Source organism: Kitasatospora sp. NPDC023176 (assembly GCF_055560495.1).
In genome coordinates this window covers 32,792-58,249 of sequence record NZ_JBVHIP010000034.1, presented here as the reverse complement: position 1 = coordinate 58,249, position 25,458 = coordinate 32,792, and the positions used below count along the sequence as shown (strand labels likewise).

Below are 25,458 nucleotides of genomic sequence, written 5' to 3'. Positions count from 1 at the left end.
CGCCCCGGTGTCGCCGGTGACGACGTCGCCGGTCAGGTTGGACACGAGCGGGATGCGCGGGGCGGTGTAGGCGATGCCCCGGGCGGTCCGCTCGAAGTCGTCGAGCATGGCGTCCATGTGTACGGAGTGAAACGCATGGCTCACCCGCAAACGCCTAGTCCTGCGCCCGTCGGCGGCGAATCCGGCGGCGACGCGTTCCACGGCGTCCGCGTCTCCGGAGAGGACGACGGCGCGCGGGCCGTTGACGGCGGCGATCGAGACGCCGTCCGTCAGCAGCGGCAGCACCTCCGCCTCCGCCGCCTCGACGGACACCATCGCTCCCCCGCCCGGCAGTTCGGACATCAGCCGGGCCCGGGCCGCGACCAGCGTGCAGGCGTCCTCCAACGAGAACACCCCCGCCACATGAGCCGCCGCGATCTCACCGATCGAATGACCCACCACGAAGTCCGGCCGCAGACCCCACGACTCCACCAGCCGGAACAGTGCCACCTCCAGCGCGAACAACGCCGGCTGCGCATACCCCGTGTCGTCCAGCAGCACGGCCTCCGCCGAACCCTCCGGCGCGAACAGCACCGGGCGCAGTGGCCCGGCCAGTCGTCCCTCGAAGCCCGCGAGGGCGGCGTCCAGCGCGTCGGCGAACACCGGGTGGGCGGCGTACAGCTCCCGCCCGGCGCCGGGGCGCTGCGAGCCCTGGCCGGGGAAGAGGAAGGCGGTCTTCCCGCCCAGGGCCGCGCCCTGGACCAGGTTGGGCGCGGCCTGCCCGTCGGCGAGGGCGCGCAGGCCCTGTGCCAGCTCGTCGCGGTCGGCGGCGAGGACGGCGGCGCGGTGGTCGAGCAGTGTGCGGGTGGTGGCCAGCGAGTGGCCGAGGTCGCGGACCGTCAGCTCCGGGTCCGCGGCCAGGCGGCCGAGCAGCAGCTCGGCCTGCTCGCGCAGCGCTCCGGGTGTCGCGGCGGAGAGCGGGACGGGCAGCGGCCGGTCGTCCGGACGCGCCTCGGCGGGCTCGGCCGCGGGCGGCGCCTCGACGATCACATGGGCGTTGGTGCCGCTCGCGCCGAAGGCGGAGACGCCCGCCCGGCGGGGGTGGCCGGTGGCCGGCCAGGCGGTCTCCTCGGTGAGGAGCTCGGCGGCGCCGGCCGTCCAGTCGACGTGCCGGGAGGGCGCGTCGACGTGGAGGGTGCGCGGCAGCAGGCCGTGCCGCATGGCGAGGACCATCTTGATCACGCCGGCCACGCCGGAGGCGGCCTGGGTGTGGCCCAGGTTGGACTTCAGCGCGCCGATGAGGACGGGCCGTTCGCGGTCCTGGCCGTAGGTCGCGAGGAGCGCCTGGGCCTCGATCGGGTCGCCGAGCGTCGTGCCCGTGCCGTGCGCCTCGACGGCGTCGACCTCCGTGGCTGCCAGGCCCGCGTTGGCCAGGGCGCGCCGGATGACGCGCTGCTGGGACGGGCCGTTGGGCGCGGTGATGCCGTTGGAGGCGCCGTCCTGGTTGATCGCGGAGCCGCGCAGGACGGCGAGCGCCCGGTGGCCGCGGCGCTCGGCGTCCGACAGCCGCTCGACCACCAGGACGCCGACGCCCTCGGACCACGCGGTGCCGCCGGCGGCGTCGGAGAACGTCCGGCAGCGCCCGTCCGGGGACAGCGCCCCCATCTCGCCGAACTCGACGAACCCGACCGGGCTCGACATCACCGTCACGCCGCCCGCCAGGGCCAGCGAGCACTCGCCGGAGCGCAGCGCCTGGGCGGCCAGGTGCAGGGCCACCAGGGACGAGGAGCACGCGGTGTCCACGCTGACCGAGGGGCCCTCCAGCCCGAGGGTGTAGGAGAGCCGGCCGGAGAGCAGGCTCGCGGACTGTGCGGTCTCGACGTGGCCGAGCTGGCCGATGGACGGCCGGTAGTCGCCGCTGCCGCCGCCGATGAACACGCCGGTGTCGCCGCCGCGCAGGCCGGCCGGGTCGATCCCGGCACGCTCCAGCGCCTCCCAGGCGGTCTCCAGGACCAGCCGCTGCTGCGGGTCGACAACCATCGCCTCGCGCGGGGAGACCCCGAAGAAGGCCGCGTCGAACTCGCCCGCGTCGTACAGGAACCCGCCCTGCTGGGTGACGCTGCGCCCGCGCCCGTCGCGGTCGCCGTGGGCGAGCCGGTCGAGGTCCCAGCCGCGGTCGACCGGGAACGGGCCGATGGCGTCGGTTCCCTCCCGCAGCAACCGCCAGAGGTCCTCGGGCGAGCGGACGCCGCCGGGGTAGCGGCAGCCCATGCCGACGATCACGATCGGGTCGTCCGTGTCGGCCACGGCGGCCGAGTGCTCCGTCTCCCGTTCCTCGTCGAAGAGTTCGCCCCGCAGGTGGGCGGCGAGGGCCGCCGGGGTCGGATAGTCGAACACCAGGGTGGCCGGCAGGCGCAGACCGGTCGCGGTGGTGAGCCGGTTGCGCAGGTCGACGGCGGTCAGCGAGTCGAAGCCGAGGTCCTTGAACGGGTGCCCGGACGGCACGTCGTCGGCGTCGGCGTGGCCGAGCACGGCGGCCGACTCGGCCCGCACGATCGTCAGCAGCGCCTCGGTGCGCTCGGCCGCCGACCGCTCACGCAGGTCCGCTCGGAGCGTGTCGGCGCGGCCGGAGCCGCCGCCCGCCTCCGCCGGCTCCGCGGTGGCGCGGGCCTCGGGCAGGTCGGCGAACAGGCGCGTCGCCCGGTCCTGCGCGAAGGCGGGCGCGAAGCGCTCCCACGCCACGTCGGCGACGGTGACGGCGGGGCCGTCCAGGGCGGTGGCGAGGGCCGTGAGGGCGCGGTCGGGGGCGAGGGGCGGCAGCCCGTTGGCCCGCAGGTGCGCGGCCAGGGAATCGGGCGTGCTGCCCGCCCAGGCGCCCCACGAGACGGCGGTGCCGGCTCGCCCGGCGGCACGGCGGCCCTGGGCGACGGCATCGAGGAGGGCACTCGCGGCGGCCTCGTCGGCCCGCCCCTTCACGCCCCAGGTGCCGGCGATCGACCCGAACAGCACATAGGCGTCGAGCTCCCGGTCCGCGAGCGCCTCGTCCAGCGCCCCGAGGTCGGCGAGCAGCCCGGCGAGGTGGTCGGCAGGCTCGCCGGCCCGGCCCGTGTAGAGGACGGCGGAGAGCTCGGGGAGCCCGAGGACGGAGGCGACGGCCTCCGGGTCGCCGGGCGTGCCGGTGACGAGCGTCAGCTCGGCGCCGTGCTCGGCGAGCTCGGCGCGCAGGCGGTCGACGGCCTGGCCGTCGACGCCGGTGAGCAGCACCACCTGCCGGGCGCCCGCGTGGGCCAGCCAGCGGGCGGTGGGGGCCGCGTGGCCCTCCGCGTCGCCGACCACCAGGACCGTTCCGCGCGGGGTCCACGGGCGTGCGGTGTCGGCCGTGGTGGCGCGCACGAGGCGGCGGGCGAAGGCTCCGGCGGGACGCAGCACCAGCTGGTCCTCACCGTCTCCGGCCGTCAGCAGGGCGCGCAGACGGGCCGACGTGCGCGCGTCGGGGGCCTCGGGCAGGTCGATCAACCCGCCCCAGTGCCGCGGGTGTTCGAGGGCGGCCACCCGGCCGATGCCCCAGACGGCCGCCTGTGCGGCGTCCTGCGGGGCCTCGGTGTCGCCGACGGCGACGGCGCCGCGGGTGAGGCACCACAGCGGGGCCTCGACGCCGGCCTCACCGAGGGCGGCGAGCAGGGCGTCCGGCCGGGCGGGCCCGGTGGGCACGCCGTCCGAGGCGGCGAGCAGGGACACCACGCCCGTGACCGGTCCGCCGAGCGCAGCGAGCCGCTCGACCAGGTCCCCGTCGGTCGCGACCCGGAGCGCCTCCGCGCCCAGCGCCGCGAGCACGGCGGACGTCCAGGCGTCGTCCAGGCCCTCCGGGACGATGGCCAGCCACCTGCCCGGCAGGGCGTCCGGCCCGGCCGGGGCCGGGTACGGCTTCCAGACGGCCCGGTAGCGCAGCCGGTCGGCGTCCGTCCGCTCGCTCCGGCGGCGGCGCCACGCCGAGAGGGCGGGGAGCAGCGCGCTGAGCGAGGTGTCGTCGTCGAGTCCGAGGGTCGTGCCGAGGGCGGCGGTGTCGGCGCGCTCGACGGCGGACCAGAACGCGGCGTCCGCCGGGTCGCCGGCCGCGACGGCCTCGGGTGCGCGCTCGGGCCAGTACAGCTCACGCTGGAACGGGTAGGTGGGCAGGTCGACCCGGCGGGCGCCGGTGCCGGCGAGCAGCGCGGTCCAGTCGACCGCCACGCCCGCGACGTGCAGCCGGGCCAACGCGGTGACCAGGGTGTGCTCCTCCGGCCGGTCGCGGCGGAGGGTGGCGGCGGTCACGCTCTCCGCGCCGAGACGCCGCTCGGCGAGGGCGGCGAGGACGCCGTCCGGGCCGAGCTCCAGGAAGGCGGTGGCACCCGCCTCCTCCAGTGCGCGGATGCCGTCGGCGAAGCGGACGGTCTCGCGGACGTGGCGCACCCAGTAGTCGGGGGTGCAGAGGTCCGAGCCCAGTTCACCGGTCAGGTTGGAGACCAGCGGGATCGAAGGCGCCCCGTACGCGAGCCCGTTGAGGACGGCCCGGAAGTCGTCCAGCATCGGCTCCATCAGCGGCGAGTGGAAGGCGTGCGAGACCCGCAGGCGCGTGGTCCGCCGGTCGGCGAAGTGCGCCCCGATCGCCGCAACGGCGTCGGCAGTGCCCGAAACCACCACCGACGTCGGCCCGTTCACCGCCGCGATCGACACGGACTCGCCCAGCTGTGGCAGGACTTCACTCTCCTCGGCCTCCACCGCGAGCATCGCGCCACCGGACGGCAGGGCCTGCATCAGCCGGCCACGGGCGGCCACCAGCGTGCACGCGTCCTCCAGCGAGAACACCCCGGCGACGTGCGCCGCAGTCACCTCACCGATCGAGTGTCCGGCCACGAACTCCGGCCGCACACCGAGCGATTCGACGAGCCGGAACAGCGCTACCCCGACGGCGAAGAGCCCGGCCTGGGCGTACTCCGTCCTCTCCGACAACTCAGCGTCCGCTCCCCACACCACGTCTCGCAGCGGCCGGTCCAACAGCTGGTCCAGCCGTGCGCAGACGCCGTCGAAGGCCTCGGCGAACACCGGGAAGCGGGCGTACAACTCCCGTCCCATGCCGAGCCGTTGCGAGCCCTGCCCGGAGAACAGGAACGCCGTCGAGCGCTCGGCGGCCACGCCGCGCGCGATCTCGGCGCCGTCCAGCAGCACCGCCCGGTGCCCGAGCGAGGCCCGCCCGACGGCCAGCGAGTGCGCGACGTCCAGCGCGGACGCACCCGCCACGGAGGCGAGGCGCCCGAGCGAAGCGTCCAGCGCGGCCTCGGACTTGGCGGAGACCACCCACGGCGCGGCGCTCGCCACCACCTCGGTGTCGTCCGAGGCCTCCGGCGCCTGCTCCAGCAGGACGTGCGCGTTGGTCCCGCTGACGCCGAAGGCGGAGACGCCGGCCCGGCGCGGGCGGCCGGTCTCCGGCCAGTCGCGGGGCTCGGTCAGCAGCTCCACCGCGCCGGCCGTCCAGTCGACGTGCCGGGAGGGCGCGTCGACGTGCAGCGACTTCGGCAGCTCCCCGTGCTGCATCGCGAGGACCGTCTTGATCACGCCCGCGGCGCCCGCGGCGGCCTGGGTGTGGCCGAGGTTGGACTTCACCGAGCCGAGGAGGAGCGGGAGTTCGCGGTCCCGCCCGTAGGCGGCCAGCAGGGCGTGCGCCTCGATCGGGTCGCCGAGGGCGGTGCCGGTGCCGTGGGCCTCGACGGCGTCGACGTCGGCGGCGGCCAGGCCCGCGTCGGCGAGGGCCGCGCGGATCACCCGCTGCTGGGCGCGCCCGTTGGGGGCCGTCAGCCCGTTCGAGGCGCCGTCCTGGTTGACGGCGCTGCCGCGCACGACCGCCAGCACCGGGTGCCCGAGCCGCCGGGCGTCGGAGAGCCGCTCCAGCACGAGCACGCCCGCGCCCTCGGACCACGCGGTGCCGTCGGCGGCGTCGGCGAAGGGCTTGCAGCGGCCGTCGGCGGCGAGGCCGCCCTGCGCGGTGAACTCGACGAAGGCGTCCGGGCTGGACATCACCGAGGCGCCGCCGGCCAGGGCCAGCGAGCACTCCCCGGCGCGCAGCGCCCGGGCGGCCAGGTGGAGCGAGACGAGGGCGGAGGAGCACGCGGTGTCGACGGTGACGGCCGGGCCCTCCAGGCCGAGGGTGTAGGAGAGGCGGCCGGACAGGACGCTCGCGGTGTTGCCGGTGGCGGCGTGGCCTCGGACGTCGGCGGTGCCGCGGCGCAGCACGGTCAGGTAGTCCTGGCCGTTGGTGCCGACGAAGACGCCGGTGTCGCTGCCGCGCAGGCGGTCGGGGGCGATGCCGGAGCGCTCCAGGGCCTCCCAGGAGGTCTCCAGCAGGAGGCGCTGCTGGGGGTCCATGGCGAGGGCTTCGCGGGGCGAGATGCCGAAGAAGCGGGCGTCGAAGCGGCCGACGCCGTCGAGGAAGCCGCCGTGGAGGGTGGCGGAGCCGCCCCGGCCGAGGGCGTCGAGGTCCCAGCCGCGGTCGGTGGGGAACGGGCGGACGGCGTCGGCGCCGTCGCCGAGCAGGCGCCAGAGGTCCTCGGGCGTCTCGATGCCGCCGGGGAAGCGGCAGGCCATGCCGACGATCACGACCGGGTCGTCCGAAACGTCCCGCAGGGCCGGGGCCCGGTCGGGCTCGGACAGCGTGCCGAGGAGTTCGGCGAGTAGGTGGGCGGCCAGGTCGGCCGGGGTCGGGTGGTCGTAGACCAGGGTGGCGGGCAGGGTCAGGCCGGTGGCGGCGGTGAGGGCGTTGCGCAGTTCGACGGTGGTGAGGGAGTCCATGCCGAGGTCGGTGAAGGGCTGGTCGGCGCCGACGCGCTCGCCGCCCGCGTGGCCGAGGACGGCCGCGACGCGGGTGCGCACGAAGTCGAGGACGAACCGTTCCCGGGCCCGCTCGGAGAGCTCGGCGAGGCGCTGTCGCAGCCCGGGGTCCGGGGCGGTCGCCGACGGCCGGCCGGCCGGCCCGGCCAGCGGGGCGATCAGCGGGACGGGCCGCTGCGCGGTGAACACGGCGGCGAAGCGCTGCCAGTCGATGTCGGCGACGGTGAGCGCGGTGTCGTCGTGGTCGAGGGCGTGCCCGAGGGCGGTCAGGGCGCGCTCGGGCGCCATCGGGCTGTAGCCGCCCCGGCGCACCCGCTGCTCCACTCCGGCCCCGGCCATGCCGTCGCCGGCCCACGGGCCCCACGCGATCGCGGTGGCCGGGCGGCCGTCGGCGCGCCGCTGCTCGGCGAGGGCGTCGAGATGGGCGTTGGCGGCGGCGTAGTTGGCCTGTCCGGCCGCACCGATGGTGCCGGCGGTGGAGGTGAACAGGACGAAGGCGGCGAGGTCGGTGTCGCGGGTCAGCTCGTCGAGGTGGCGCGCGGCGTCGACCTTGGGGCGGAACACCTCGGCGAACCGGTCGGCCGTCAGCGTGTCGAGGGTGCCGTCGGCGACGACCCCGGCGGTGTGGAACACGGCGGTGAGCGGCCGGTCGGCGGGGACGGCGGCGAGGACGGCCGCGAGGGCGTCCCGGTCGGCGGCGTCGCAGGCGGCCAGGGTGACGTCGGCGCCGAGGGCGGTGAGGTCCGCGCGCAGCTGCTCGGCGCCGGGGGCGTCCGCGCCGCGGCGGCTGACCAGCAGCAGGTGCGCGGCGCCCTGGGCGGCGAGGCTACGGGCGAGCTGCCCGCCGAGGCCGCCGGTGCCGCCGGTGATCAGGACGGTACCGGCGGGCGTGTACGGCCGGGCGGCCGGGCGCTCGCCCGGCGAGTGAGCCGGCAGGTGACCCAGCGGGTGGCGCACGAGGCGCCGGGCGAAGATGCCGGAGGCGCGGACGGCGAGCTGGTCCTCGCCGTCGGTGCGGGCGAGCGCGGCGGCCAGGCGGCGCAGCGCGGCGTCGTCGAGCTGCTCCGGCAGGTCGATCAACCCGCCCCAGCGGGTGGGCAGTTCGATGGCGGCGGAGCGGCCGAGGCCCCAGACGGCGGCCTGCCGGGGGTCGGCGGGCCGGTCGGAGCGGCCGGTGGCGACGGCGCCGCGGGTGAGGCACCACAGCGGTGCTTCCAGCCCGGCGTCGCCGAGGGCCTGGACGGCGGTGACGGTGGCCGCGAGCGGGTCGTCGCCGAGGGCGAGGAGGGACAGGACTCCGGTGAACTCCCCTGCGTCCCGCAGCTGCGCGGCGAGCGCGGCCCGGTCGGCCGCGGCCCGGAGGGTCACCCCGTCGACCAGTCCGTCCGCCCACGCCGCGTCGTCGGACGCGAGCACCAGCCAGCGGCCGGACGGCCGGGCCGCCGTGCCCGCCGTGCCCGCCGCGTCGAGCGGCGTCCAGGCGGCGCGGTAGCGCCAGGCGTCGACGGTGGAGCGCTCGCGGCGGGCGCGGCGCCACGTGGACAGCGCGGCCACGGCGTCCCGGTCGAGGTCCAGCCCGGTGTCGAGTGCGGCGAGGTCGCCGCGCTCGACGGCGGCCCAGAACGCGGCGTCCACCGGGTCGGAGCCGACCGGCGCGACGGAGCGCGCCTCGGGCCAGTAGCGCTCACGCTGGAACGGGTAGGTGGGCAGGTCGGCGCGGCGGGCACCGGTGCCGGCGAAGACGGCAGCCCAGTCCGGGCGCAGGCCGCCGACGGCCAGCCGGGCGAGCGCGGCCGTCAGGGTCGGGACGCCGGGTCGACCACGGCGCAGCGCGGGCACGCCGACGAGGCGGTCGCCGTCGCCGAGGGTGTCGCGGGCGGCGGCGGTGAGGACGCCGTCCGGGCCGAGTTCGAGGAAGGTGGCGGCGCCGTGGCCCGCGAGGGCGTGGACGGCGTCGGCGAAGCGGACGGTGCCGCGCACCTGCCGGGCCCAGTAGTCGGGCGCGGCGAGCTCGTCGGCGGTGGCGGGCGCGCCGGTGACGGTGGAGATCAGCGGGATCGCCGGGGTGTCGTAGGTGAGCGTGGCGGCGACGCGGGTGTAGGCGTCGAGCATCGGCTCCATGTGCGGCGAGTGGAAGGCGTGCGAGACGCGCAGCCGCTTGGTGCGTCGCCCGTTGACTCCGAACTCCCGTGCTATACGCAGGACTTCGTCCTCGTCGCCCGCGAGGACGAGCGAGGCGGGCCCGTTGACGGCCGCGATCGAGACGCCGTCCGTCAGCAGCGGCAGCACCTCCGCCTCCGCCGCCTCGACGGACACCATCGCTCCCCCGCCCGGCAGTTCGGACATCAGCCGGGCCCGGGCCGCGACCAGCGTGCAGGCGTCCTCCAACGAGAACACCCCCGCCACATGAGCCGCCGCGATCTCACCGATCGAATGACCCACTACGAAGTCCGGCCGCAGACCCCAGGACTCCACCAGCCGGAACAACGCCACCTCCAGCGCGAACAACGCCGGCTGCGCATACCCCGTGTCGTCCAGCAGCACGGCCTCCGCCGAACCCTCCGGCGCGAACAGGACGTCCCGGACGGGCCGTTCGTAGCCGAGGTCGAAGCGGGCGAGCACGGCGTCCAGCGCCTCCGCGTACACCGGGTACCGGTCGTACAACTCGCGGCCCATGGCCGGGTACTGGCTGCCCTGGCCGGTGAAGAGGAACGCCAGGCCGCCCCCGGCCGGTCGGCTGGTGACCAGGGCGGCGTCCGGCAGCCCGTCCCGCAGCGCGGCGAGGGCGCGCTCCAGCTCGGCGCGGTCGCCGGTGGTGACGGCGGCGCGGCGGTCGAGCGCGGTCCGGGTGGTGGCGAGGGAGAACGCCAGGTCGGTGAGCGGCAGTTCGGGCTGCTCGTCGAGCGCGGTGAGCAGCCGCGAGGCCTGGGCGCGCAGGGCCTCGTCGGTACGGGCGGACAGCGTGAAGGGCACGGTGTCGCCGTCCGTCGGGGCAGGAGCGGCGGGCGGGACCGGCACCTGTTCGAGGATCACGTGCGCGTTGGTGCCGCTGAGTCCGAAGGACGAGACGGCGGCCCGGCGAGGCCGCCCGGTCTCGGGCCAGTCGCGCGCCTCGGCGAGCAGCTCGATGGCGCCCTCCGTCCAGTCGACGTGCGTGGACGGCCGGTCGATGTGCAGGCTGGCCGGGAGCACGCCGCTGCGCAGCGCGAGCACGGTCTTGATGACGCCGGCCACGCCGGAGGCCATCTGGGTGTGGCCGATGTTGGACTTCACCGAGCCGAGCAGCAGCGGAAGTTCGCGGTCCTGGCCGTAGGTGGCGAGGAGCGCCTGGGCCTCGATCGGGTCGCCGAGCCTGGTGCCGGTGCCGTGGCCCTCGACGGCGTCGACCTCGCCCGGGGCGAGCCGGGCGTTGGCGAGCGCGGCGCGGATCACGCGCTGCTGCGCGGGCCCGTTGGGGGCGGTGAGCCCGTTGGAGGCGCCGTCCTGGTTGACGGCGGAGCCGCGCAGGACGGCCAGCACCGGGTGGCCGAGCCGCTCGGCGTCGGAGAGCCGCTCGACCAGGACGAGCCCGACGCCCTCGGCGAGGCTCATGCCGTCGGCGGCCTCGGCGTAGGCCTTGCAGCGGCCGTCCACGGCCATCGCGCGCTGGCGGCTGAAGCCGACGAACGCGTTGGGCGTGGCCATCACGCTGACGCCGCCGGCCAGGGCGAGGGAGCTCTCCCCGTTGCGCAGCGACTGGCAGGCCAGGTGCAGCGCGACGAGCGAGGACGAGCAGGCGGTGTCGAGGGTGACGGCCGGGCCCTCGAAACCGAAGGTGTAGGAGAGGCGCCCGGACAGCACGCTCGGGATGGTGCCGGTGACGAGGTGGCCCTCGGCGCCGTCCTGGGCGGAGTCGCCGGGGCTGTAGTCCTGGTAGCTGGCGCCGATGAAGGTGCCGGTCAGGCTGCCGCGCAGGGTGGACGGGTCGAGGCCGGCGCGTTCCATGGCCTCCCAGGCGGTCTCCAGCAGGAGCCGCTGCTGCGGGTCCATGGCGAGGGCCTCGCGCGGGGAGATGCCGAAGAACGCGGCGTCGAAGTCGGCGACGTCCTGCAGGAACCCGCCGCGCACCGAGTAGGTGCGGCCGGGCGCGTCCGGGTCCGGGTCGTAGAGCCCCTCGGTGTCCCAGCCGCGGTCCGCCGGGAACTCGGTGATGGCGTCGCCGCCCGAGGTGACGAGCCGCCAGAGGTCCTCGGGTGAGGCGATGCCGCCGGGGTAGCGGCAGCTCATGCCGATGATGGCGATCGGCTCGTCGAGCGCGACACCCGCCGCCGCCGGGGCGGAGCCGGCGACCGCGGCGCCGGCGATCTTCTCGCGCAGGAAGCGCACCAGGGCCGGCGGGTTCGGGTGGTCGAACACCAGGGTGCTGGGCAGCGTGAGCCCGGTCGCGGCGGCCAGCCGGTTGCGCAGGTCGACGGCGGTCAGCGAGTCGAAGCCGACGTCGCGGAAGGCCCGCTGCTCGGACAGCACGTCGGGCGAGGCGTGGCCGAGCGTGGTGGCCGCCTCGGCGCGGACCAGGTCCAGTAGCCGGCGTTCCTGCTCGGCGGCCGGCAGGGCGCGCAGTCGGGCGGCGAACTCGCCGTCCCCGGCCGGGCGTTCGGCTGCCTCGGCGAGTCGGCGCACCTCGGGGACGTCCTCGAACAGGGCGCTCGGGCGGCCGGAGGTGAAGACGGGGTGGTAGCGCTCCCAGTCGACGTCGGCGATCGCGAGCACCTGCTCGTCGGCGTCCAGGGCCTGGCGCAGGCCGTCCAGGGCGAGCGACGGGTCCATGAAGACCAGGCCGCTGCGCCGGATCTGGCCGGGGTCGACGCGGCCGAGTTTCAGGTCGTCGGCCCAGATGCCCCAGGAGATGGCGGTGGCCCGGCCGCCGCGGACGCGGCGGTGCTCGGCGAGCGCGTTGAGGTAGGCGTTGCCGGCGACGTAGGCGGCGTGCCGGCCGCTGCCCCACATGCCGGCGGTGGAGGAGTACAGCACGAACGCGTCGAGCTGGTCGTCGGGCAGGAGTTCGTCGAGGTGGCGGGCGCCGGCGGTCTTGGCGTGCAGGACCTTGGCGAAGGCCTCGTGGGTGGTCTCCTCGACCGACAGCAGCTCGATGACGGCGGCGGTGTGCACGACGGTGCGCACCTCGTGGCCGGCGGCGGCGAGGTCGGCGAGCATCCGCGCGACGGCGTCGCGGTCGGTGAGGTCGCAGGCCGCCATCTCGGCCGCGCAGCCCGCGGCGGCGAGTTCGGCGAGCAGTTCGGCGGCGCCGGGCGCGGTGGCGCCGCGGCGGCTGGTGAGCACGATCCGCTCGGCGCCCTCGGCGGCGAGGCGGCGCGCCAGGTGCGGGGCGAGGGTGCCGGTGCCGCCGGTGATGAGGACGGTGCCGCGCAGTGGCCGGGCCTCCCGGCGGGTGGCGGTCTCGGCGCGGACGATGCGGCGGGCGTAGGCGCCGGAGGGGCGGATCGCCACCTGGTCCTCGTCGCGGGCGGCCAGCACGGCGGCCAGCCGCTCGCCGCCGCGCCGGTCGAGCTCCTCGGGCAGGTCGACGACGCCGCCGAAGCGCTGCGGGTGCTCCAGGGCGGCCGTCCAGCCGAGGCCGTGGACCTGCGCCTGGACCGGGTTGGCGATCCGGTCGGTGCGCCCGGCGGCGACGGCGCCGCGGGTGAGGCACCACAGCGGCGCGTCCTGGCCGGTGTCGCCGAGGGCCTGGATCAGCGCGAGGGTGAGCGCGACGCCTTCGGGCAGGGCGGGGTGGCGCTGGCTCGGGTGCTCGGCGGTGGCGAGCAGCGAGACGATGCCGCTCGGTTCACCCGGGTCGAGCAGCCCGGCGAGCCGCTGCCGGTCGGTGCAGGTGTCGTCCAGGACGAGCCGCTCGACCGTGGCGCCGTGCGCGGTCAGCGCCTCGGCGACGTCCTCCCCCTCCCCGTCCACGGCGGTGACGAGCAGCCAGGTGCCGTCCAGGCGGGCGGAGGTGACGGGCACCGGCTTCCACGTCGCCCGGTAGCGCCAGGAGTCGAGCGTCGAGCGCTCCCGCCGGCGGCGGTGCCAGTCGGAGAGCGCGGGCAGCACCGGCGCGAGCGCGCCGCTGTCGATGCGCAGCCGGGCGGCCAGCGCCTCGACGTCGGCCTCCTCGACCGCGCTCCAGAACTCGCCGTCCTCCGGCTCCCCGCCGGGGCGCGGCGCGACGGCCCAGAGGTGCTCGTGCTGGAAGGCGTAGGTGGGCAGCGGCACGCGGCGCCCGCCGGCCGTACGGGCGGACCAGTCGGCCCGTCCGCCGCGGACGAAGGCCTCGGCGAGCGAGGCGAGGAAGCGGTCGGTGCCGCCCTTGTCGCGGCGCAGGGTGCCGACGGCGGTGGCGCGCCCGCCGAGGTCCTCGGCGGTGGCCTCGATCGCCATGGTGAGCACCGTGTGCGGGCTGACCTCGACGAACAGGCCGTGGCCCTGGGCCGTCAGCTCCCGCACGGCCGGGTCGAAGCGCACCGGGTTGCGCAGGTTGCGGTACCAGTAGCCGGCGTCCATGGCGGTGGTGTCGAGCCAGTCGCCGGTGACGGTGGAGAAGAACGGCACCTCGGCGGTGCGCGGGCGCACGGGGGCGAGGGCGGTCAGCAGGTCGTCCCTGAGGAGTTCGACCTGGGCGGAGTGCGAGCCGTAGTCGACACTGATCCGCCGGGCGCGCAGGCCCTCGGCCTCGAACTCGGCCATCAGCTCGTCGAGTTCGCCGGCCGGACCGGCGACGACGACGGTCCGCGGCCCGTTCACGGCGGCGACGGCGAGCCCGCCGCCGCGCGAGCGCAGCCGCTCCTCGGCCTCCTCGGCGGACAGCGGCACGGAGACCATCCCGCCGGAGCCCGCGAGGACGCGGCCGATGAGCCGGCTGCGCAGCGCGGCCACGCGGGCGCCGTCCTCCAGGGAGAGCGCCCCGGCGACGACGGCCGCGGCGATCTCGCCCTGCGAGTGGCCCACCACGGCATCCGGCTGGATCCCGTGGGCGCGCCACAGCTCGGCGAGGGCCACCATGACGGCGAAGGTCGCGGGCTGGACGACGTCGACGCGGTCCAGCGCGGGCGCGCCCTCGGCCTGGCGCAGCACGTCGGGCAGCGACCAGTCGACGTGCGCGGACAGGGCCGCCGCGCACTCGGCGATCCGCGCGGCGAACACCGGCGACTCGTCGAGCAGTCGGGCGCCCATGCCGGCCCACTGGGAGCCCTGGCCGGGGAAGACGAAGACGGTGCGGCCGCCGTCCTCGGCGAGGCCGTGGACCGCGTTGGGCGCGGACGCGCCGGCGGCGAGCGCGGCGAGGCCCTCGCGCAGTTCGGCGGTGTCGGCGCCGAGCACGACGGCGCGGTGCTCGAAGAGGGCGCGGGTGGTCAGCAGGGTGTGCGCGACGTCGTGCGGGCGCAGGTCCGGCTCGACGTCGAGGTGGTCGGCCAGACGCGAGGCCTGGGCGCGCAGGGCGGCGGGGGTACGGGCGGACAGCACCCAGGGCACGACGCCGTCGGACGGATCGGCGACCGGGGCCTCGGCAAGGGCGGGCGCCTCCTCCAGCACGACGTGCGCGTTGGTGCCGCTGATGCCGAAGGAGGAGACCGCGCAGCGGCGGGTCCGCTCGCCGGCCGGCCAGGGCGTGGCCTCGTTGAGCAGGGCGACGGTGCCCGGGGTCCAGTCGATGTGCGAGGACGGCTCGCCGGCGTGCAGGGTGGCCGGGAGCACGCCGTGGCGCAGCGCCTGGACCATCTTGATCACGCCGGCGACACCGGCCGCCGACTGGGTGTGGCCGATGTTGGACTTGACCGAGCCGAGCAGCAGCGGGCGCTGCGGGTCGCGGTCGCGCCCGTACGCGGCCTGGAGCGCCTGGGCCTCGATCGGGTCGCCGAGGGCGGTGCCGGTGCCGTGCGCCTCGATGGCGTCGACGTCGTCGGGGGTGAGGCCCGCGTTGTGCAGGGCCTGGCGGATGACGCGCTGCTGGGACGGCCCGTTGGGCGCGGTGAGCCCGTTGGAGGCACCGTCCTGGTTGATCGCGGAGCCGCGGATGACGGCGAGCACCTGGTGGCCGTTGCGCTCGGCGTCGGAGAGCCGCTCCAGGACGACGACGCCGACGCCCTCGGCGAGGGTCATGCCGTCGGCGGCCTCGGAGAAGGCCTTGCAGCGGCCGTCGGCGGCCAGGGCGCGCTGGCGGCTGAAGGCGATGAAGGCGTTCGGGTTGGTCATGACGGTGGCGCCGCCGGCGAGCGCGAGGGAGCTCTCGCCGCCGCGCAGCGACTGGCAGGCCAGGTGCAGCGCGACGAGCGACGAGGAGCACGCGGTGTCGACGGTGACGGCCGGACCCTCCAGGCCGAACAGGTAGGCGAGGCGGCCGGAGAGCACACTCGGGCTGGTGCCGGTGACGGCGTGCCCGGCGGAGCTGTCGTCCATGCCGAGCCCGTACTCCTGGTACGTGGAGCCGATGAACGTGCCGGTCGCACTGCCGTGCACGGAGGTCGGGTCGATGCCCGCGGATTCGAGGGCCTCCCAGGTGGTCTCCAGCAGCAGGCGCTGCTGCGGGTCCATGGCGAGGGCCTCGCGCGGGGAGATGCCGAAGAACGCGGCGTCGAACTCGCCGGCCTCGTGCAGGAACCCGCCCTGGGTGGAGTAGGTGCGGCCGGGGGTGTCCGGGTCCGGGTCGTAGAGGCCGGTGTCCCAGCCGCGGTTGTCCGGGAACTCGGAGACGGCGTCGGTGCCCTCGGTGACGAGCTGCCACAGCCGGTCGGGGCTGCCCGCGCCGCCGGGGAAGCGGCAGCCCATGCCGACGATGGCGATCGGCTCGTCCGGGTCGGCGGCGGCGGCCGGCGGCGCCGTCACGTCCTGCGGTCCGTCGAGCAGTTCGCCGCGCAGGAAGGCGGCGAGCGCGACCGGCGTCGGGTGGTCGAAGGCCATCGTGCTGGGCAGCGGCAGGCCGGTCAGCGCGGCGAGCCGCTTGCGCAGCTCGACGGCGGTCAGCGAGTCGAAGCCGGCGTCCCGGAAGGCGCGCTTCTCGGGCACGCCGTCGACGGAGCCGTGGCCGAGGACGGCGGCGGCCTCGCGGCGCACCAGGTCGACGAGCAGGCGGTCGCGCTCGGCCTCGGACAGGCCGCGCAGGCGGCGGACGAGGTCGGAGGCGGCGCCCGCGTCGGCCGCGGCGCCGCGGGCGAGGGCGCGGACCTCGGGGAGCTCGTCGAACAGGACGCTCGGCCGGGCGGCGGTGAAGACGGGGACGTAGCGCTCCCAGTCGACGTCCGCGACGGTCACCGTGACGTCCTCGTGGACGATCGCGCGGCGCAGCTCGGTGAGGGCGGTCTCCGGGGTGAGGAAGCGCAGGCCCTGGCGCCGCAGGCCGTCGGAGACGGCCTCGTGGGCGGCCATGCCGGCGCCGGCCCACGGGCCCCAGGCGATCGAGGTGGCGGTCAGCCCGCGGGCGCGGCGGTTCTCGGCGAGGGCGTCGAGGTAGGCGTTGGCGGCGGCGTAGGCGCTCTGGCCCGCGCCGCCCCAGACGCCGGCGACGGAGGAGAAGAGGACGAAGAAGTCCAGGTCGTGGTCGGTGAGGAGGGCGTCGAGGTGGGCGGCGCCGTGGAGCTTGGCGGCGGTGAGCGCGGCGACCTCGGCGACCGGGGTGTCCGCGAGCGGGGCGGCCTGGCCGACACCGGCGGCGTGCACGACGCCGGTCAGCGGGTGCGCGGCCGGGATCGCGGCGAGGACGGCGGTGAGCGCGTCGCGGTCGGCGACGTCGCAGGCCACGACGGCCGCGGTGGCGCCGAGCTCGGCGAGTTCGGCGACGAGTCCGCCGGCGCCGGGGGCGTCCGGGCCGCGGCGCCCGGTGAGCACGAGGTGCCGGGCGCCGCTGCGGGCCAGCCAGCGGGCCACCTCGGCGCCGAGCGCGCCGGTGCCGCCGGTGACGAGGACGGTGCCGTCGGCGGTGAACTCCTCGGCGCGGGGCAGCTCGTCGACGGCGTACCGCACCAGGCGGCGGCCGTACGCGGCGGTGCCGCGCAGCGCGACCTGGTCCTCGCCGCCGCGGCCACCGGCCGCGAGGAGGCCGACCAGGCCCTGCACGGTCGGCGCGTCCAGCACCGGTGGCAGGTCGACCAGCCCGCCCGGCGCCTGCGGGCGCTCCAGGGCGGCGACCCGGCCGAGACCCCACGCGGCGGCCTGGACGGGGTTGGTGAGCGGGTCGGCGGGCCCGGTGGAGACGGCGCCGCGGGTGAGGGTCCACAGCGGCGCGGCGGAGCGCAGGTCGCCGAGGGCCTGGGCGAGGACGGCGCCGAGCGCGACGCCCTCCGGCAGGCCTGGCCCGGGGACGGGCCGGTCGGCCAGCGCGACGAGCGACAGGATGCCGCTCAGCTCGCCGAAGTCCGCGATCCGGCGCGCGAGTTCGGCGCGGTCGCGGCAGGCCTCGTCGAGCGCCAGCCGCTCCAGGCGGGCGCCGTGGCCGCGCAGGGCGTCGAGGAGCTCGGTGTCGTCGACGGCGTCGGTGGTGACGACCAGCCAGGTGCGGTCCAGCACGGGCGCGGCCGCCGGGCGGACGGGCCGCCAGTGGACGCGGTAGCGGGCCGCGTCGAGCTGCGCCTTCTCGTGCCGGGTGCGACGCCAGTCGGCGAGGGCGGGCAGGAGGGCGTAGAGGCCGGCGTGCTGTTCGTCGCGCAGGCCGAGCAGGCCGGCGAGTTCGGCGGCGCTGCCGCGCTCGACGGCGCCCCACAGGGCGGAGTCGCCGGGGTCGGCGGCCGGGGCGGCGATGCCGGCCTCGGCCTCGGGCCAGTAGCGCTCGTGCTGGAACGCGTAGGTGGGCAGGTCGGTGCGGCGGGCACCGGTGCCCGTGTGCAGCGCGGCCCAGTCGAGGGCGTGGCCGCGCACGTGCAGCGCGGCCAGGGCCAGGGCGGTGGTGCGCTCCTCGGGGCGTGCGGCGCGCAGCAGCGGGACGGCCGTCACCGCGGCGGCGTCCGCCGGGTCGTCCTGGGTCAGGATGTCCTCGGTCAGCGCGGACAGCACGCTGTCGGGGCCGAGTTCGAGGAAGGTGGCGGCGCCGGCCGCGCGGGCGGCCCGGACGCCGTCGGCGAAGCGCACGGCCCGGCGGACGTGCTCGACCCAGTGGTCCGGGGAGCACAGCTCGGCCTCGGTGGCGAGCTCGCCGGTGGTGTCGGAGACGATCGGGACGGTCGGCGCGCGGAACTCCAGCTCCGCGACGGTGCGCCGGAACTCCTCCAGCATCGGGTCCATCAGCGGCGAGTGGAAGGCGTGCGAGACGCGCAGCCGCTTGGTCCGGCGGCCGTCGGCCGCGAACTCCCCGGCGATGCGCAGCACTTCGTCCTCCAGACCGGAAACGACCACGGCCCGGGGCCCGTTGACCGCCGCGACGCAGACGCCGGGCGCCAGGCGCGGCAGCACCTCGTCCTCGGTGGCCTCGACGGAGACCATGGCGCCGCCCTCGGGAAGCGCGTCCATCAGCCGGGCCCGCGCGGCGACGAGTGCGCACGCGTCGGCGAGCGAGAGCACCCCGGCGCAGTGCGCGGCGGCGATCTCGCCGACGGAGTGGCCGAGCAGCACGTCGGGGCGCACGCCGAGCGAGGTGACCAGGCGGAACAGCGCGACCTCGACGGCGAAGATCGCGGGCTGCGCCCAGCCGGTGCGGTTCAGCAGTTCCTCGTCCTCGCCCCACAGCACGTCGCGCAGCGGGCGGTCCAGACGGGGGCCGAACTCGCGCAGCACCGCCTCCAGCGCCTCGGCGAACACCGGGAAGCGCTGGGCGAGTTCGCGTCCGGCGCCGAGGCGCTGGGCGCCCTGGCCGGCGAACAGCAGGGCGAGTTTGCCGGCGCCGGTCTCGCCCGTGACCAGCCCTGCGGCGGGCTCGCCCGCGGCGAGGGCGGTCAGGGCCGCGAGCAGTTCGTCACGGTCGCCGCCGACGGCCACGGTGCGGTGGTCGAAGGCGGAGCGGGTGGTGGCGAGCGAGAGGCCGACGTCCGCGAGGCTCGACTCGGGGCTCGCGCCGGCGAAGGCGCGCAGGCGAGCGGCCTGGTCGCGCAGGGCGGCCTGGCTACGGCCGGCCAGCGGCCAGAGCAGGACGGGCTCCGCAACCGCCGGAGTCCGGGCGTGCACCACCGCTGGGGGGGCCTGTTCGAGGATGACGTGGGCGTTGGTGCCGCTGAAGCCGAACGACGACACACCGGCCCGGCGCGGCCGGCCGGTGTCCGGCCAGTCCGCTTCCTCGGTCAGCAGTTCCACCGCGCCCTCGTCCCAGTCCACGTGGGAGGACGGCTCGGCGGCGTGCAGGGTGCGGGGCACGACGCCGTGACGCATCGCCAGCACCATCTTGATCACGCCCGCGACGCCCGCGGCGGCCTGGGTGTGGCCGAGGTTCGACTTCACCGAGCCGAGCAGCAGCGGGAGTTCGCGGTCCTGGCCGTAGGTGGCCAGCAGTGCCTGGGCTTCGATCGGGTCGCCCAGGGAGGTACCGGTGCCGTGCGCCTCGACCACGTCGACGTCGGCCGTCGCGAGCCCGGCGGTCGCCAGGGCCTGGCGGATGACGCGCTGCTGAGACGGCCCGTTGGGCGCGGTGAGCCCGTTGGAGGCGCCGTCCTGGTTGACGGCGGAGCCGCGGACGACGGCCAGCACCGGGTGCCCGTGGCGACGCGCGTCGGACAGGCGCTCCAGGGCGATCACGCCGACGCCCTCGGCCCAGCCGACCCCGTCGGCCCGGTCGGAGAACGCCTTGCAGCGCCCGTCCGGGGCGAGGCCGCGCTGCCGGGAGAACTCGACCAGCGAGGTCGGGGTGGACATCACGGTGACACCGCCGGCCAGCGCGAGCGTGCACTCGCCGGCGCGCAGGGCCTGCATGGCCCAGTGCATGGCGACGAGCGACGACGAGCACGCGGTGTCGACGGTGACGGCCGGGCCCTCCAGGCCGAGGGTGTAGGAGACGCGGCCGGAGGCGATGCTGGGCGAGGTCCCGCTGCCCTGGTGGCCCTCGAAGCGGCCCCCGGCGAGCAGCGCGGAGTAGTCGTTGTACATCACGCCGGCGAACACGCCGGTACGGCTGCCGCGCAGTGACACCGGGTCGATCCCGGCCCGCTCGACCGCCTCCCAGCAGGCCTCCAGCAGCAGGCGCTGCTGGGCGTCGGTGGCCAGCGCCTCGCGCGGGCTCATGCCGAAGAAGCCCGGGTCGAAGTCGGCGGCCCGGTGCAGGAAGCCACCGAAGCGGGTGTAGCTGGTGCCGAGGTGGTCCGGGTCCGGGTGGTAGAGCGCGTCGATGTCCCAGCCGCGGTCGGTGGGCAGGCCGGAGATGGCGTCGGTGCCCTCGCGCAGCAGGCGCCACAGGTCCTCGGGCGAGGCGACGCCGCCGGGGTAGCGGCAGCTCATGCCGACGATGACGATCGGGTCGTCGTCGGCCGCGGCCCGCACGGGGGCCGCGGCGGTGGGCGCCTGGGCGCCCGTGAGCTCCTCCAGGACGTGCCCGGCCAGGGCGGTGACGGTCGGGTAGTCGAACACGACGGTGGCCGAGGTGCGCAGACCGGTGGCGGCGCTCAGCCGGTTGCGCAGCTCCACGGCGGTGAGCGAGTCGAAGCCGAGGTCCTGGAACGGGCGGTGGGCGTCGACCTCGGACGGGTCGGCGTGCCGCAGCACGGCGGCCACCTGGGCGCGGACCAGCTCGACGACGGCCTCCGTGCGGCCGCGCTCGTCCAGCCCGGCCAGCCGGCGGGCGAGGGCGCCGGCCGCCTCGGAGGCCGTCACGGCGGCGCGCCGGGCGGGGGTGCGGATCAGACCGCGCAGCAGCGGCGGCACCTCGCCCTGGGCGCGCAGCGCCGGGAGGTCCAGCCGGACGGGGAGGAGGACGGCCTCGGGGTGTGCGAGGGCGGCGTCGAACAGCGCGGTGCCGTCGGCTTCGGAGAGGGCCGGCGTGCCGAGCCGGGCCAGCCGGTCGAGGTCGGTGTCGGTGAGTCCGCCGGTCATGCCACCGACCGGTGCCCACGGGCCCCAGCCGAGCGACTGTCCGGGCAGCCCGGCGGCGCGGCGGGTGCGGACGAGCGCGTCCGCGAAGGCGTTGGCGGCGGCGTAGTTGCCCTGGCCGCCCGCACCGGCCGTACCGGAGAAGGACGAGAAGACGACGAACGCGCCGAGGTCGAGCGCGCGGGTGGCCTGGTGCAGGTGCCACAGGGCGTCGGCCTTGGGCCGCAGCACGGCGGCGAGCCGTTCGGGGGTGAGCGATTCGATGACGCCGTCGTCGAGCACACCGGCGGCGTGCACCACGGCGGTCAGGGGGTGCTCGGCCGGGATGCCGGCGATCAGCCGCTCGACGGCGGCACGATCGGTGAGGTCGCACGCCTCGACGGCGACGACGGCGCCCAGCGCGGTGAGCTGCGCCGCCAGGTCGGCGGCGCCCTCGGCCTCGGCGCCCCGGCGGCTCGCGAGCAGCAGCCGCCGGACGCCGTGCTCGGCGACCAGGTGCCGGGCGAGAACGGCGCCGAGCCCACCGGTGCCGCCGGTGATCAGGACGGTCCCGTCCCGGTCCCACGCGCGGCCGGTGGCGGCCACCGCGCCCGCTCGGGCCAGCCGGGCCGCGAGGACGTCGCCGGCGCGCACGGCCAGTTGCGGCTCGTCACCGCTGAGCGCCCGCCCGGGCAGCGGGCCGCCGGCCGGGTCCAGGTCGACGAGCCCGAAGCGGCCCGGATGCTCGGCCTGCGCGGAGCGCACCAGGCCCCAGACGGCGGCCGCCGCCGGGTCGGTGACCTCGTCGTCCGCGCCGGTGGCGACGGCGCCTCGGGTCACGAAGACCAGCCGGCCGTCGTGCGGGTCGTCGGCGAGCCACTCCTGGAGCCGGGCCAGGGCCCGGGCCGTCAGGGTGTGGGCCGAGCCGACCGGGTCGGCCGGGTCGCCCGCGAGCGGCACCAACACCACCTGGGCCGGGCCGTCGCCCGTCGGCAGCGCGCCGAGTCCGAGCGGGTCCTCGCCCCGGACGGTCACCGCGGCGGGCGCCGACGCGCCGCCGCGCGGCCGGGACCAGCGCAGCTCGAACATCGCGTCCCGCAGCGGCCCGACGGCGGTGGCGGGGAGGCCCGGGAGCGCCCGCAGCAGCAGCGAGCCGACCGAGGCGACCGGGCCGCCCGCCGCGTCGGCGACCTCGACCGCCACCGCGTCGTCACCGGAGGCGGACAGCCGCACTCGCACGACGGACGCCCCGGTGGCGTGCAGGCTGACGTCCTGCCAGGAGAACGGCACCCCACCGAGCCCCAGGAACGCGGTGGCGTGCAGTGCGGCGTCCAGCAGCGCCGGGTGGATCCCGAACGCGCCCGCCTCGCCGCTCACGCCCTCGTCGAGCGCGACCTCGGCGAACACGTCCTCGCCGCGCCGCCAGGCCGCGCGCAGGCCGCGGAAGGCCGGGCCGTAGCGGAAGCCCGCGGCGGCCAGCCGCCCGTCCAGGCCGTCCAGGTCCAGCGGTTCGGCACCGGCCGGCGGCCACACCGTGAACTCCTTGACGGTGGCCGGGTTCTCATCTGCCGTGAGGACACCGTCGGCGTGCTGCGTCCACGGGGCGTCCTCGTCGCCCTCGGGGCGGGCGTAGACGCCCACGGTGCGCCGCCCGCTCGTGTCGGCCCGCCCGGCCCACACCTGTACCTGGACGCCGCCCTGCTCGGGCAGCGCCAGCGGCGCGGTGAGCGTCAGTTCCTCGACGCGGTCGCAGCCGACCTCGCCGCCGGCGTGCACGGCGAGCTCCAGGAAGGCCGTACCGGGCAGCAGCACGGTGCCGTCGACGGTGTGGTCGGCCAGCCAGGGGTGGGTGCGCAGCGAGAGCCGGCCGGTCAGCAGCAGGCCGTCGGTGTTGGCGAGCGAGACGGCGGCGGCGAGCAGCGGGTGGTTGGCCGAGCCGAGCCCGGCGGCGCGGACGTCGCCGGTGCGGGCGAGCGCGCTCTTCGGCCAGTAGCGCCGGTGCTGGAACGCGTAGGTGGGCAGGTCGACGGGGCGGGCACCGGTGCCCGCGAAGTAGGCGTCCCAGCGCACCGGGACGCCCCGCACGTGCAGGCCGGCCAGGGCCTCGGTGAGCACCTCGGCCTCGTCGCGGCCGGGGCGCAGCGCGGCGAGGGCGCTGCGACCGTCGCCGGCCGGGTCGTCGAGGCCGGCCTGGGCGAGTGCGGCGAGGGCGCCGTCCGGGCCGAGTTCGAGGAACAGCCCGGTGCCGTGGCCGCCGAGCCAGGCGACGGCGTCGGCGAAGCGGACGGCCTGCCGGGCCTGGTCGGCCCAGTAGTCGGCGGAGGTGAGCTGCTCGACGGTGGCGAGCGTGCCCGTGAGCGTCGAGACGACCGGGATCGCGGGCGCCTGCGGGTTCAGTCCGGCGACGACGGCGCGGAACTCGTCGAGCATCGGGTCCATGAGGGGCGAGTGGAAGGCGTGCGAGACGCGCAACCGCCGCACCTTGCGGCCGAGTTCGGCGAAGTGCGCGGTGACGGCCTCGGCCGCCGCGCTCTCGCCCGCGACGACCACGGCCGTCGGCCCGTTGACGGCGGCCAGCGAGACGCCCTGGCCGAGCAGCGGGACGACCTCGGCCTCGCTCGCCTCCAGCGCGACCATGGCGCCACCGGTCGGCAGGGCCTGCATCAGCCGGGCCCGGGCGGAGACCAGCGCGCACGCGTCGGCGAGTGAGAACACCCCGGCCACGTGCGCGGCGGCGATCTCGCCGACCGAGTGGCCGGCCACGAAGTCCGGCCGCACGCCCCAGGACTCCAGCAGCCGGTACAGCGCGACCTCGACGGCGAACAGCGCGGGCTGGGCGTGGCCGGTGCGGTTCAGCGATTCCTCGTCGGCGCCCCACAGCACGCCGCGCAGCGGCGCGTCCGGCCGCCCGTCGAGCTCGCCGAGCACCTCGTCCAGCGCGGCAGCGAACACCGGGAAGCGGGCGGCCAGTCGGCGGCCCATGCCGAGGCGCTGCGAGCCCTGCCCGGCGAACAGGAAGGCGAGCTTGCCCCGGCCCTGGGTGGTGCCCAGCACCGCCCGGCCGTCGCCCTGCCCGTCCGCGAGCGCGGCGAGCGCGGCGGCGGCCTCGGCGCGGCCGCCGGCGGTGACCACGGCGCGGTGCTCCAGGGCCGCGCGGGTGGTGGCGAGCGCGTGGGTGAGGTCGGCGTCGGTGCCCTCGGCGTCCGTCTCCAGGAAGGCGACGAGTTGCCGCGCCTGGGCGCGCAGCGCCTCAGGGGTGCGGCCGGAGACCAGCCAGGGCAGCGCGCCCGGCTCGACCGGCTCGGCCTCGGGGATCTCCTCGGACGCCGGGGCCTCCTCGATGATGGCGTGCGCGTTGGTGCCACTGAGGCCGAAGGAGGAGACGCCTGCCCGGCGCGGCTCGGCGCGCTGCGGCCACGGCGTCGCCTCGGTGAGCAGCCGGACGGCACCGGATTCCCAGTCGACGTGCGAGGACGGCTCGTCCACGTGCAGGGTGCGCGGCAGCAGTTCGTGCCGCAGCGCCAGCACCGTCTTGATCACCCCGGCCATGCCGGCCGCGGCCTGGGTGTGGCTGAGGTTCGACTTGACCGAGCCGAGCAACAGCGGGGTTTCACGGTTCCGTCCGTAGGTGGCGAGCAGCGCCTGGGCCTCCACCGGGTCGCCGAGCACGGTGCCGGTGCCGTGGGCCTCGACCGCGTCGACCTGGTCGGTCGAGAGCCGGGCGTTACGCAGCGCCTGCTCGATCACCCGCTGCTGGGACGGCCCGTTGGGGGCGGTGAGCCCGTTGGAGGCGCCGTCCTGGTTGACGGCGGTGCCGCGCACCACGGCCAGCACCCGGCGGCCGTTGCGCCGCGCCACCGACAGCCGCTCCAGCACGAGCACACCGACGCCCTCGGCCCACCCGGTGCCGTCCGCGGCATCGGCGAAGGAGCGGCAGCGGCCGTCCGAGGCCAGCCCGCCCTGCCGGGCGAACTCGACGAACGTGGTGGGGGTCGACATCACGGTGACGCCGGCGGCGAGCGCCAGGCCGCACTCGCCCGCCCGCAAGGACTGGGCGGCCAGGTGCAGGGCGACCAGCGAGGAGGAGCAGGCGGTGTCCACGGTGACGGCCGGGCCGACGGCGCCGAACACGTACGAGAGCCGGCCGGAGATGACGCTCGTGGCGTTGCCGGTCAGCACGAAGCCCTGGACGTCGTCGTCCGGGCCGGTGCGGTAGTCCTGCGGCATCGCGCCGACGAAGACACCGGTGCGGGTGCCGCGGATGCCACTGGGGTCGATGCCGGCCCGCTCGAAGGCCTCCCAGGAGGCCTCCAGCAGGACGCGCTGCTGCGGGTCCATCGAGAGTGCTTCGCGGGGCGATATGCCGAAGAAGCCGGGGTCGAAGTCGGCGGCGCCCCGCAGGAATCCGCCCCGGACGTCGACCGGCCCGTCCGCCGGGTCGAGCTCCCAGCCGCGGTCGGCCGGCAGGCCCGTGATGCCGTCCTCGCCGGCCACCAGCATGGCCCAGAGGTCCTCCGGGCTCGCCACCCCGCCGGGGAAGCGGCAGCTCATGCCCACGATGGCGATCGGCTCCCGGGCGGCCGCCTCCAGCTCGTCCACCCGCTGCCGGGAGCGCTGGAGGTCCGCGCTGGCCCGCTTGAGGTAGTCCCGGAGCTTCTGTTCCTTGTCCAT

The 25,458-nt window shown here is 76.9% G+C and carries 1 protein-coding gene (running past one end of the window); it reads right to left on the bottom strand.

The window, feature by feature from the left end; all coding sequences use genetic code 11:
- Positions 1 to 25,458, bottom strand: partial view of a type I polyketide synthase gene (locus tag ACZ3YL_RS33765; RefSeq protein ID WP_465661163.1) — the 5' portion only. The gene continues 2,466 nt to the left of window position 1, outside the view; only the first 25,458 of its 27,924 coding nucleotides appear in the window; it begins with the start codon at positions 25,456 to 25,458; the stop codon falls past the left edge of the window.